We start from the raw sequence: 12092 nt of genomic DNA, 5'->3' as shown, positions 1-12092 counted from the left end.
TGGACATCAGTCGCTGTGCAGCAGCGCTGCGTTGCCGTAGGCGTCGACTTTCAAGGTCCAGCCCGGCGGCACCGGACAGGTCAGCGTGGCGCCGTTGATCATGGCGGGCCCGACAATGCGATCGTCGACATTGAGCTGCTCCCACACGTAGGTCGGCAGCGTCTCCGCGGCGCGTCCGCTGAACTGCATGGCGCGACTGGCGGGCTTGACGCTCTCGCTGCGCCCCACGCGCGGTTGCAGGCGGTTCGGTCCTACTTCCAGGCGCGCGTTGAGCCGGATCAGTTGCAGCGGATCATGGGTGTCCAGCCCTGCTGCCGCCATGGCCTGCCGGGCTGCTTCGATCCATTGGGTGGCGGGCACGTCGGCACATTCGAAACGACAGGCTCCCGACAGCCGGTCCTGGCGGCCGAACTCGAGTTCGTAGCGATACGCGGCCGAGGCGGGTTCGAAGCCCTCCCCTTGCAGATCGCGCGTCGCTTGCGTGTGCAGCTGCTGCGCCACCCGCAGCACCGCATCCTGATGCTCGGCGGACCAAGCCATGCCGACGCCGCGCTCGTAGACGTGCGCCACGTCCGAGACCGACGAGCCGAAGGCACCGAACACCGGACCGAAATCGAAGGCGTAGGCCTGCCCGATCCCCAGCTTCTCGGCGACCAGCGCCGCGAACATGGGCCCGTTGCCGCCGAACGAAAACAAGGCTGGGACGCCGGCCACGCGGCCGGCTTGCCGCGTCGTCTCGCTGCCACCCAAACCGGCCTCGGCCAGGGTGGTGGAGATCAGTTCGGCCATGACAGCGACGGCCTCGTCGCGGATCATCAGCGCCGCCTGCTCCACCGTGAGGCCCAGCGGCTTGGCCACCTTGTTCTCGACGACCTTGCGCGCGTGATCGGCCGACAGCTTGCGGCGTCCGCCGAGGAAGCTGTCCGGGTCCAGATAGCCCAGCAGCAGGATGGCGTCGGTGAGCGTGGCCTCGCGCCCGCCCAGGGCGTAGCAGGCCGGCCCGGGCGCAGCGCCCTGGCTGTCGGGGCCCAGGCGCAAACGACCGTCCTTGACCCGCGCGATCGAACCGCCGCCAATCGCCGCCGAGCGCAGCATGGCGAACGCGGTCTTGACCGGAATCTCCATCAGATCGCCGCCGCGCTGAACCACCGGCTCGCCGTCGCGCACGATGGAACACTTGGTCGTAGTGCCGCCGACGTCCACACAGACCACGTTTTCCAGGCCGTATTCGCGAGCGACGAAGGCGCCACCGAACGTGCCGAACACGGGGCCCGACTCGATGGTGTCGACCGCCTTGGTCTTGCCGATGCGGGCGACGCCACCGCTGGTCTGTCCGATCAACAGCGCGCCGCGCCAGTTGAACTCGTCGCGCAGCACGTCTTCGGCCTTGAACAGGCTGGTGGCCAGATGCGAGTGGGTGTACGCGTTCATCGCCGAGTAGTGCGCACGGGTCTGGTCGTGACCGATCTGCGCCATATCCGAACCGAGCAGCACCGGCACCGATCCGATGATGTGATCCGGATACTGGCCTTCGATGATCTGCTTGATGGCGACTTCCTCGCGGCTGTCGGGGAAGGACCCCGCCAGTGCCACGCAGATGCGCCGCACCCCCGATTCGAGCAAGGACTTCACGCCCAGCAGGATGTCCTTGGCCTCGGGGTTCTGCGGCAGGCCGATCACCGCTTCGGCCGCTACCAGCTCGTCGATGATCGCCGAGCGCCCCTCGCCGTAAAGGTCCTGCTCGTGTCCGCGCGTCACCAGCAATCCGACCTTGGCGCCGCGCCGCTCGGCCAGCACGTTGGTGGTGATGGTGGACGACCAGCGGATCAGCGCGACCTTCTGCAGGAAGACATCGAGGTCATCCATGCCATACAGGCTCGCGGCCTCGCGCAGACAGGACTGGAAGGACACGGTGAAATCGTGCGGAGTGGTATCCACCTTGATGCAGTGACGCGTCGCGCCGTCTGTCACCAGGGCGTCGGTCATGGTGCCGCCCGTATCGATATCGATTGTGAGCATCGCCTCTCCTCGCTGCGCTGTCCGCGGCCCGTAGGCGACGGCTGGTCTGTGCGAGCAAGACTAGGCGGCGACGCGCGCGCGTAACAGGTGGAGCGATTCCCTAAGACCTAGGCGCTTTTCCGTAGTGCAGTGCAGCAAGCGGAAACTTCCGGGCGCCGGCTTCCGCGCGCAACTTGATCTTCTCTAGCCGACCGGAAGGACTCCCGGCGCCATGCCGACGCCGGGAGTTTTCAGCGTTCCGGCATCAGAACTGGTAGGCGATACGGATGCCCAGCTCGTCACCGTATTCCAGGGTCTGGATGATGTTCTCGTTGGGGTCGGCACCGCCGATGTCGCCGTCGAGGAAGTTGTAGAACGCTTCCACCGTGTACTTGGTGTTGGGCGACCATTTCAGCGCTGGCTGGACCAGCAGGCCACCGCGGGTGTCGTAAAGCAGCGCCCCGTCGAAGCGCCAGGTCAAGGTGGGCGACGGCTGCTGCAGCGCAAACACCAGCCCATTCCAGCCGCCACTGACACCCGGTGCGACCATGTCGGCGCTACCGCCCATGCCGCTCAGGTGACGGCCGTACAGATCGGACTCGGTGCGGTGCATCCACTGGAACACCAGATACGTCGCCGGCACGTGCTGGCTGAAGCGCTGGTACTTCTCCACCACCAGCGCGGTGATCCACTCGTCTTCCTCGATGTAGTCGCGCGACAGCGTGGTATTGGTGAACTTGCGATCCGGCGTGAACGAGGCTTCGAAGTTGACGATCAGCTGGTCCAGCAACGAACCGGGTCCGGCGTTGAACACATAACCCACGCCGGCGCCGAGGTTGGTCTCGCGCATGTACTCCCGTGCCAGATGCCCGCGCAGGCCTCCGGAAAGCTGGAAGAACAGATCCAGTTCGGCAGATGCGAGATCCATGGTGGGCACCGCGGCGGCGCCGAGCAGCGCCGCTGCCGGGAACTCGGTGATGCTGGCGTTCAAACCTTCAAGTCCGTCAAGACGCGCGTTGCCGGCGAAGGTGAACCACTCGCGCGCCGACTGCACGCCGGTGGAGTCCACTTCGAACGCCGTGTCCTGCAATACCGCGCCGCTACCCGGCGCATCTGGCAGGTCGCGATTGACCTGCGATTCGGTCCAGCGAAATACGCCGTCCGGGTTGTACCGACGCGCGGCGACGAACTGGGTGCTCCACTGGCCGTGACTGCCGCGCAGGCGCAGTCCTGTATTGAGCTTGTCGTCGTAGTCGTCGTAGCGATCACGGATGGTGAACTGCGAGGCGATGGCGTTGTACGGGGTGTTGGCATTGGGGTAGATGGTGGGCTGGAACTTCTGCACGAAGGCGTCCACCTCCCACTCCTGAGTGGCCTGCCAGGTGGTGCGGATCGCCGGTGAGCCGATGCGCTCGTCGGCGTATTCCTCCGGCGCGTAGTCCAGGAACAGGTGCCGCCGCAGGTCCAGGCCGTTGGGCACATCCAGCACCCGGAAGAACAGGGCCTGGCCCCAGGCGATCTGCTGTTGGCCCACCCGCACCAGCAGCGGGCCGCGCTGGTAATCCAGATAGAACGACGGCAGGTCGATCATGAACTTCTCGCCTGCGATTTCCAGCAGGTTCTGGCTGCCACCGTTGTTGAAGCTGTCGTACTCGAAGTATTCCGGCTCCTGGTAGTTGAAGCCGGCCGCCTGGCTGCCGACGGCGTCCGGATCGAATTCGTCGTACGGCGCCAGATCGTAGATGCCGCGCAGGCGCCCGAAGAAACGCAGGTTGGGTGTGAGGCCGGCCGACAGGTCCAGCTGCGTGCGCAACTGCATCAGATTCCAGTCGTTGTCGGCAGGCTCGCCGTTACGGATGACGGTGTCGGGGCCGCCGCCGAGCGCCGTGCTGTCGCGCTGCACTTCGACCCCGTTGAAGGGGTTGCCGCGCTGGTTGACGATGTTCTCGTCGCTGGTGGTCTTGAAGGCGGCCTCGTAGCGGACCAGGCCGCTGAGGCTCCAGGTGACCTGATGGTCTTCGGGTGGAGCCTGTTCAGGCTCCTGCGCGTAGACCGCATTTGTGGCCATGTGACCGGCCGTGATGCCGCCGATCGCCGCAATGATGACGGCTGCGATACGTCCGTGACGCCTGCCTGGCTTGCTGAACATCGTTTTCTCCTCGCTGGGGAGGTCGCGCGTGCCGGGAGTCTTGCGCCCACGGTCGCCCGCGAACCTCGATGGTGTCGCTCAGTGCTGCATGAATCCCCCGTGTATCGCGGGCCCTGATCGGCGCGCTTTTCGTTATCGGTTCAGGTCGGCCTAGGGAAACCCTAGAGCGCCTGCCTGACAAGTTCAGCTCAAAGTTGTTGGTCGACACTGTAGGACAATTTATCGGGAAACACACGTGCGGCCGTCTCAGGTGCGGCCGATGTCGCCTGCCAGGGCGTCTACGGGCACAAAAAAAGCCGCGCCCGGCAACGCGGTGTGCGGCTTTTTCGTGCCTGCGATGGCGACGCTAGATGTTCCGAGTTGCCCCTTTCCAGAAATGCTCGCGGATATCCTTCTTGCGCACCTTGCCCACCGCACTGCGCGGCAGGCTGTCCCAGAATTCCACGCTCTTGGGTGCTTTGACGCTACCGAGCTGCCGTTTGCACAGCGCCAGGATTTCCTCGGCGCCCACCGCTGCGCCCGGCTTGAGTTCGATCACGGCCTTGACCGCCTCGCCCCACTTGTCGTCGGGCACGCCGACCACCGCGCAGTCCTGCACCGCGGGATGCGACCAGATCACCTGCTCGATCTCGCTGGGGTACACGTTGAAGCCGCCGGAAATGATCATGTCCTTCTTGCGGTCGACCAGATAAACAAAGCCGTCCCCGTCGATGTAGCCGATGTCGCCGGTGTGGTGCCAGCCGTGCGCGGAGGCCTCGCGAGTGGCCTCCTCGTTCTTGTGATACCCGAGCATGACCAGGTTGCCGCGCACCACGATCTCGCCGCGCTCGCCGTTGGGCAGCAGATGGCCGTCGTCATCCATCACCGCCACCGGAGTGAACAGCGTGGCACGGCCGCAGCTGGCCAGGCGATGCTCGCGCGCCGGGTCGCCGACCACCTGGTGATCGTTCTGGGTCAGGCAGGTGCACAGCATCGGTGCTTCGGTCTGGCCGAAGGTCTGCGCCATCACCGACCCGAACACTTCCAGGCATTGCTTGAGCTTGTCCACCGACATCGGCGCGGCGGCGTAGATGAAGGCCCGCAGCGAGGAATAGTCGTAGTCGCGCAGCCGCGGGTGCGCGAGCAGCACGTAGATGGCGGTGGGCGGCAGGAACAGATGTGTCACCCGTTCGTTCTGGATCGCCTCCATCACCCGTTCGGCGTCGAAGTGCGGCAGGATGACCTGCGTTGCCCCGCTCGCCATCAAGGTCATCCCGACGGCACCCGCCGCGTGGGTCATGGGGGCTACCACCAGATGTACCGGCGGCTCGCTCACCGGCAGCGAACTGTAGAAGTTGGCAATCATGGTCTCCCAGTTGAGGTGCGACAGCAGCACGCCCTTGGGTCTGCCGGTGGTGCCGCCGGAGCTGAACACGGTGGCCAGGTCGTCGCGCCGCGCCGGCACATCGGGATCGGTATCGGGCGCGGTGGCGATCCAGTCCTCCAGGAAAGGCGAGGCGTCGGTCGCGCGATCGATGCACACGGTGCGTCGCAGGCGCGAGCAGTGCGCGCGGAACAGGCCGATGTTGGCTTCGAACTCCGAGTGGTAGAACAGCACTTCAACATCGCAGTTGTCGAGGATGTAGGCGTTTTCGTCCGCCACGTTGCGGGCGTTGACCGGGACCCAGGCGCCGCCGGCGCGCAGGATGCCGAGCACGCACTCGAAGGCCACTGCAGCGTTGGGGCTGTAGACCGCAGCTCTGGACTGTGGCGCCAGCCCGTCGGCGATCAGGGCGTGACCGATGCGGTAGCTGCGTTTCTGCACCTCGGCATAGCTGCGCGAGACTTGCGCATCTTTGAGACAGGCGCGTCGTGGATCGAGGTGCACACCGCGGTCGAAGAATTCGATGATGCGCATGGTCGGGACTTCCGAATAAATGTCGTTTGAGCACGGCCGTCCGATGATCGTCGCTGCCGCCAGTTGCGAATACCCGGACGCGCCCTAGCCCGGAAGACATCGCCGCAGCGGCCAAGCGCTTGCGCGCGCCATCGGCGGTTGCCGATGATCCGGCCATGGGCCGCCCCTTGACCGATTCCGCTGCGTTGCAAGCCGACACCGACCGGCTGATCTACGAGCAGGTGTTCGACAATGCATTGGTCGGCATCTGCTTCATGCACGAACGTCGCTTCCTGCGGGTCAACGCGCGCATGGAAGAAATGCTCGGCTACGGCCCCGGCGAGCTGACCGGCCAGTCGGTCCGTATGGTCTATGCGCGACAGGAGGATTTCGAAGAAGTCGGACGCGTGGTGCAGGATTTCCCCCGCGATAACCGCTACGTGCACGAGCGTCCGCTGGTAACACGCCACGGCTCGCTGCTGTGGGGGTTGATCGCCGGGCGCAAGATCGACCCCGCCGATCCGAACTCGCCGTCGGTGTGGGTGGTGCAGGACATGTCGGCGTCGCGGCACGCCGAGGACCAACTGGCACGCGCCAACCAGCGCCTCGAACAGATCGTGCAAAGCCGCACGCTCAACCTGCAGAAGACCAATGCAGCGCTCAAGCTGGAAGTGGAGCGCCGCCGCGACACCGAGCGCGCGATGATCGAAAGCCGCGAGAAGTATCGCGTGCTGATCCGCAATATCCCGTTGGGCATCGTCATCACCGACGCCGCCGGCGACTTCGTGGAGATCAATCCGGCGATGCAGGAATTCTTCGGCGCCGCCGACCTCGCCGGCTTCGATACGCTGTCGCGCCGCACCCCTTGCACCGTGCTGCGCGACGGCGCGGTGCTCAGCCTGCGCGAGCTCATCGGCACCTGCTCGCCCAGCGTCACCCGTCGCGTCGAACACCTCACCGTGCGCTGGACCCAGGCCAGCGGCAAGCCGCTGTGGTTCGACGTGATCGGCGTGCGCGTGCCGGTGCGCGACTTGGGCTGTGCCATCGTGTTCCTGGATCGCACCGAACAACGTCGCGCGCGGGCGCGCGAGCACAGCCAGCAGCAGCAACTGGCGCACGCCACGCGGCTTTCGATGATGGGCCAGTTCGCGTCGGCTCTGGCCCATGAGCTGGGTCAGCCGCTCAATGCCTGCATCAGCTACGCGGCCGGCATCGAACACCGGCTGGGGCCGGAGCTGCGCACCCGGCCGGACGCACAGGAGGCGCTGAGCCGCATCCAGTTGCATCTGCATCAGGCCGGCGACGTGGTGCGCAACGTGCGCGCTTTCATCGCCAGGCATCGTCCCGGAAACGAGGAGATCGACCTCGACGCGCTGGTGCACGCCACCCTGGAGCTGCTGCAGCTGCAGTTGCGCGAGAACGGCGCGGTGGTACGCATCGCCGTCGATCCCGACCTGCCCAAGCTGCAGGGCACCCGCGTGGAGCTACAGCAAGTGCTGGTGAACCTGATCCTGAATGCGGTCGAGGCCATGCGCGGCACCGGCACCCGAACCCCGCGCATCGATCTGCGGGTGACCCGCGCCGCCCGTCGCCGGGTTCGGATACAGGTGAGCGACAACGGCCCCGGCGTACCCCCGTCGTTGCACGAATCGATCTTCCAGCCCTACACCACCACCAAGTCCGGCGGGCTCGGAATGGGGCTGATGATGTGCCGTACCATTGTCGAATCGCACGGCGGCGAGCTGGAACTGGATAACCGGCGCAAGCGCGGCGCAAGCTTTCGCGTCACCCTGCCCACCGCACTGCCCGCTTGCTGATGGACGCCGAAGTTCGCATTTTCCTGGTCGATGACGAAGACGACGTCACCCGCGGCCTGTCGTGGTTGCTGGAGTCGGTAGGTCTGCAGGCGCAGGCCTTTGCCCTGGCAGAGCCCTTCCTGGCGGCGCTGGATGCGGAGAACCTACCCGCCTGCGTGGTGCTGGATCTGCGCATGCCCGGCCTGTCCGGCCTGGAAGTGATGGAGCGTCTGGTGCAGCGTCGGCCGGACATTCCCATCGTCTTCCTTTCCGCACATGGCGACATTCCCAGCGCGGTGCGGGCGATGAAGCTCGGCGCCTTCGACTTCCTGCAGAAGCCCTTCAACCCGCAGCAGTTCCTGGATTGCATCCAGCGCGCACGCCGGCACGCGCTGGAACGTCACGGCGAATGGCTGCGCCGCTGTGATTACGACGCCAGCCTGGCAAGGCTGTCGGCGCGCGAGCGCGAGGTGCTCAAGCAGATGCTCGATGGCGGCAGCAGCAAACAGATCGGTCGCCAGCTGGACATCAGTCCCAAGACGGTGGACGTGCACCGCGCCAACATTCTGCGCAAACTCGAGATCGGCAGCGCACGCGAGCTCAGCAGCCGCTTTCGCGCCGCCATCCCGCGCGAACCCTGAGCCGGGGAACCCAGCGGGCAACGTACCCATAGCTACAACCAAAGGAGAAGACCGATGAGTCTGAGCACCACCCTGGACACGCTGCTGAACCAGGCCACCGCCAGCGGCAAAATCCCCGGGGTGATCGCCACGGTCGCCGACGGCAGTGGCGTGATCTACGAGGGCGCCTCCGGCGCGCGCAGCCTGGGGCAGCCTGCGCCGATGACCATCGACACGGTCGCCTGGTATGCTTCGATGACCAAGGCGGTGACCGGCGCCGCGGCGATGCAACTGGTGGAGCGCGGCAAGCTGTCGCTGGATGCACCCGCGGGCAAGGTCTGCCCGGAACTTGCAAATCCGCAGGTGTTGGAAGGCTTTGACGACGCGGGCAACCCGCGCCTGCGCCCGGCACGCGGCAACGTGACCTTGCGCAATCTGCTCACCCACAGCGCCGGCTTCAGCTACGAGATCTGGAACCCGGTCGCCGCGCAGGAACTGGAATCGCGCGGGATAGACAACATCCTGTCGGGCACGCAGGCCACCCTGAACCGGCCGCTGCTGCACGATCCCGACACCGTATGGGATTACGGCCCCGGCATCGACTGGGCCGGCCGCATGGTTGAGGAAGTCAGCGGGCAGCGCCTGGGCGACTTCATGCGCGACAACCTGTTCAAGCCGCTGGGCATGGACAGCACGGGATTTCGCCTCACCCCCGAGCAACGTCAACGGCTGGCCGGCATGCACGCCCGCCTGCCGGAAGGCAATCTGGTGCCTTATCCGTTCGAGGTCGACCAGAACGCGCCGCTGGACATGGGCGGGCATGCCCTCTACGGCACGCTGCCCGATTATCTGAGGTTCACCCGCATGATCATGGGTGGCGGACAGCTCGACGGCGTCAGGGTGCTGGAAGCCAGGACCGTAGCGGACATGGCGCAAAACCAGATGGGCGAACTCAACGTCACCCCTCTGCCGGCGGCGGGGCCCTACTCCAATCCCGTGGACTTCCACCCCGGCGTGAACTGCAAATGGGGCCTGAGCTTCCTGATCAACATGGGCAAGACGGCGCAGGGTCGCTCGGCGGGTAGCCTGTCCTGGGCGGGGCTGTCCAACTGCTATTTCTGGATCGACCCCACGGCGCAGGTTACCGGCGCGCTGATGACGCAGATCCTGCCGTTCTACGACGGGCCGGTGGTGGACCTGCTGCACCAGTTCGAGTCGTCGATCTACCAGTCGCGTCGGTAGCCAGTCGCCCACACGCACCAAAAAAGAGGCCACCTTGCGGTGGCCTTGAGTGCGGTCCCGCTTTGCGCGGGACTGGAGGAGACGGGTGCGTCGCAGGCGACGGCACTTGTTCAAGTTCAAAGCAAGAACTATGCGCGGCGCGACTTGAGGTGATCGGCAAAGGACGTGACACCGTTTGCCATCAATCTCAGTGAGCCCATTGTGCACTTGATGCTGCAGTGCAGCAAATGAATTCTGCTGGTCTCGCCGGATAGAATTGCTCACCGTGATCGCGGGCGAAAATCGAAGGTCAGGTCGGCGCCGCGATTTGATTCAATTCAAGGCTGCCTTCAACCGGGGAGCCCCAAAAAAAGAGGCCACCTTGCGGTGGCCTTGAGTGCGGTCCCGCTTTGCGCGGGACTGGAGGAGATCGTGGTTAGAACTATGGTCAGATTGAGTTTTCCTCAATGCTGCCCATGGTCTAACCGATCGAATACCGATGCCGCCGAGGCTAGGGGGAACCGCAGTGGCGTATCCGACAGGTGATACATTACTCCTCGATGCTGCAGTGCATCAATTGATTTGTTCTTGATTCCAGCATTAGGAAATCTAAGCACGAAAGCCATGCGCCTCCCTCCACTTAACGCCCTTCGCGCCTTCGAGTCCGCCGCCCGGCACATGAGCCTGCGACGGGCGGCGGCGGAGTTGCACGTCACGCCGGCGGCGATCAGCCACCAAGTGCGGGCCCTGGAGGAATCGCTGGGGGTCAGCCTGTTTCGCCGCCTGCCGGGCCGGGTCGAATTGACGCCTGCGGGCGAGGCCTTCATCGAACCGCTGTCGACAGCTTTCGAGCAGTTGGCGGACGCGGTGGCCACGGTCCGTCGCGCCCAGAACGCCGGACGGGTGACGGTGGCCGCGCCGCCGGCTCTGGCTGCGAAATGGCTGGCGCCCCGCCTGCATCGCTTCACCGCGGCTCATCAGGACATCGATCTGAGGATCACCGCGCAAGGCACGCTGATCGATATCGTGCGAGAAGATACCGGCGATACCGGCAGCCTGATCGAGGAGGCGGATCTGGCGATCCGCTCCGGCGACGGTGACTACCCCGGCTACGCGGTCGAGCGCCTGTTCATGGCCTACGTCACGCCGATGTGCCATCCGCGCCTGCTCGAAGGCGAACATCCGCTGAAAACGCCGGACGACCTGCGCCACCACACCTTGTTGCATTACGTGATGGGGTCGGAATCGGCCGCGACCGACCGCCCCAACTGGAGCGTCTGGCTGGACGCTGCGGGGGTCAAAGGTCTGCACGGGCGCCGTGGTCCCACGTTCAACCAGGTGGCGATGGCGATCGAGGCCGCTGCGGACGGCATGGGCGTGGTGCTGGGCATCCCGGTGGTCGCGGCGGCCGATCTGGCCGCCGGCCGGCTGGTCATGCCCTTCCCGCTGAGCCTGCGCGTCAACGCGGACTACTACCTCGTCCACTCCGAAGACGCGGTGAAGGATGCTTCGGTTGCCGCATTCCGGGCGTGGCTGCTCGAAGAGGCGCGCAACGAACGGTGGGCGGCGCCGCCGGGGGTTCGTCGAGACGCCGCCGGCGGTGCCGACCTGACCCGTGAGCCGCGTGGGCTGCGGCCGCTCAATCGGCCAGAAAGTCCACCGACTCGAAGCGCATCGCAGTGGTGAAGCCGCCGTCGATGGCAATGTCCTGGCCGGTGATGTAGGACGCATCGTCGCTGGCGAAGAACAGCACCAGCCTGGCAACCTCGTCGGTTTTGCCGAAGCGACCGAGCGGGGCCATCTGCCGCCAGCGCCGGGCAAACTGCGGCTCCGCCTGTCCCGGACTGCGCCAGCGCGGCGTCTCGATGATGCCGGGGCAGATCGCGTTGGAGCGCACGCCCTCCGGCCCGAAGCGCTTGGCGAGCTTGCGCGACAGCCCAAGCACACCGGCCTTGGCCGCGCTGTAGGCCTCGCTCGCGAACTCGATGCCGAGTCTTGCGCCGGCAATCGAGGCATTACTGACGATCGCGCCGTGGCCGGAGCGCGCGAGGATGGGCGCGGCCTCGGTTGCCGCCGCCCAGTACGCCGACAGGCCGCTTTCCAGCATCAGGTTCCAGCGCTCGTCTTCGCTGTAATCCGCGCTCGGATTGGTCATCGCGTTGTTGAAGAGGATGCCGAGGCCGCCGAGCGTGTCGGCGGCGTCATGCACCATGCGCCGCACTGCGGAGCGGTCGGTCACGTCGACGCGGCGGTAATGCGCAACGCCGCCGGCCTCACGAATCTCGCGAACCACGCGCTCGCCGCCGGCGTCGTCGATGTCGGCGATCAACACCGCCGCGCCCTCGCTGGCGAACAGCCTTGCAGTCGCTTCGCCGATGCCCGAGGCACCGCCCGAGATCAGCGCCTTACGCGTATCCAGCTTGCCTTGCATG

Annotated in this window: 8 protein-coding genes; 4 read left to right on the top strand and 4 right to left on the bottom strand. The window is 65.8% G+C overall.

Going from position 1 to position 12092, the window contains the following annotated elements; genetic code table 11:
• Positions 1-6 precede the first annotated feature (6 nt).
• From ACOOHP_RS01940 to ACOOHP_RS01930, 3 genes are all read right to left on the bottom strand, one after another.
• Positions 7-2019: a hydantoinase/oxoprolinase family protein gene (locus ACOOHP_RS01940; protein WP_420464778.1), complete on the bottom strand. Its 2013-nt coding sequence runs from the start codon at positions 2017-2019 to the stop codon at positions 7-9.
• A 244-nt stretch (positions 2020-2263) separates the two neighbouring features.
• A complete protein-coding gene (locus ACOOHP_RS01935; protein WP_420464777.1) occupies positions 2264-4147 on the bottom strand; it encodes a DUF1302 family protein in 1884 nt (627 codons plus the stop codon).
• 346 nt (positions 4148-4493) lie between these two features.
• Complete coding sequence (locus tag ACOOHP_RS01930) at positions 4494-6044, bottom strand: acyl-CoA synthetase (RefSeq protein ID WP_420464776.1); 1551 nt, start codon at positions 6042-6044, stop codon at positions 4494-4496.
• Positions 6045-6199: 155 nt separating this feature from the next.
• Here ACOOHP_RS01930 and ACOOHP_RS01925 point away from each other — a divergent pair, with 155 nt between their 5' ends.
• The 4 genes from ACOOHP_RS01925 to gcvA all read left to right on the top strand — a co-directional run bounded on the left by ACOOHP_RS01925 (position 6200) and on the right by gcvA (position 11346).
• The gene (locus ACOOHP_RS01925) at positions 6200-7840 is read left to right on the top strand and encodes a PAS domain-containing sensor histidine kinase (protein ID WP_420464775.1); all 1641 of its coding nucleotides are present in this window, start codon (positions 6200-6202) and stop codon (positions 7838-7840) included.
• The gene (locus ACOOHP_RS01920) at positions 7840-8460 is read left to right on the top strand and encodes a response regulator transcription factor (protein ID WP_420464774.1); all 621 of its coding nucleotides are present in this window, start codon (positions 7840-7842) and stop codon (positions 8458-8460) included. The genes ACOOHP_RS01925 and ACOOHP_RS01920 overlap by 1 nt, the downstream gene beginning before the upstream one ends.
• A gap of 54 nt (positions 8461-8514) precedes the next feature.
• Positions 8515-9681: a serine hydrolase domain-containing protein gene (locus ACOOHP_RS01915; RefSeq protein WP_420464773.1), complete on the top strand. Its 1167-nt coding sequence runs from the start codon at positions 8515-8517 to the stop codon at positions 9679-9681.
• A gap of 603 nt (positions 9682-10284) precedes the next feature.
• Positions 10285-11346 carry a transcriptional regulator GcvA gene (gene gcvA, locus ACOOHP_RS01910; protein ID WP_420464772.1) on the top strand — a complete coding sequence of 354 codons (1062 nt, stop codon included), beginning with the start codon at positions 10285-10287 and terminating at the stop codon, positions 11344-11346.
• On the opposite strand, the gene ACOOHP_RS01905 is transcribed toward gcvA, so the two are convergent.
• Positions 11300-12091 carry an SDR family NAD(P)-dependent oxidoreductase gene (locus ACOOHP_RS01905; protein WP_420464771.1) on the bottom strand — a complete coding sequence of 264 codons (792 nt, stop codon included), beginning with the start codon at positions 12089-12091 and terminating at the stop codon, positions 11300-11302. The two genes, gcvA and ACOOHP_RS01905, sit on opposite strands and share 47 nt — an antisense overlap.
• Position 12092: the final 1 nt, after the last annotated feature.

It is taken from the genome of Panacagrimonas sp., from assembly GCF_965216805.1.
Classification (GTDB): Bacteria; Pseudomonadota; Gammaproteobacteria; order Nevskiales; family Nevskiaceae; genus Panacagrimonas.
The sequence above is the reverse complement of the archived record's forward strand: the minus strand, read 5'-3'. Positions and strand labels throughout refer to the sequence as shown.

Excerpts from the sequence above, each read along its gene's own strand:
- ACOOHP_RS01920 (WP_420464774.1), top strand. The coding sequence starts at position 7,840 with ATGGACGCCGAAGTTCGCATTTTCCTGGTCGATGACGAAGACGACGTC.
- ACOOHP_RS01905 (WP_420464771.1), bottom strand. The coding sequence starts at position 12,091 with ATGCAAGGCAAGCTGGATACGCGTAAGGCGCTGATCTCGGGCGGTGCC.
- ACOOHP_RS01940 (WP_420464778.1), bottom strand. The coding sequence starts at position 2,019 with ATGCTCACAATCGATATCGATACGGGCGGCACCATGACCGACGCCCTG.
- ACOOHP_RS01935 (WP_420464777.1), bottom strand. The coding sequence starts at position 4,147 with ATGTTCAGCAAGCCAGGCAGGCGTCACGGACGTATCGCAGCCGTCATC.
- ACOOHP_RS01915 (WP_420464773.1), top strand. The coding sequence starts at position 8,515 with ATGAGTCTGAGCACCACCCTGGACACGCTGCTGAACCAGGCCACCGCC.
- ACOOHP_RS01930 (WP_420464776.1), bottom strand. The coding sequence starts at position 6,044 with ATGCGCATCATCGAATTCTTCGACCGCGGTGTGCACCTCGATCCACGA.
- ACOOHP_RS01925 (WP_420464775.1), top strand. The coding sequence starts at position 6,200 with ATGGGCCGCCCCTTGACCGATTCCGCTGCGTTGCAAGCCGACACCGAC.
- gcvA (WP_420464772.1), top strand. The coding sequence starts at position 10,285 with ATGCGCCTCCCTCCACTTAACGCCCTTCGCGCCTTCGAGTCCGCCGCC.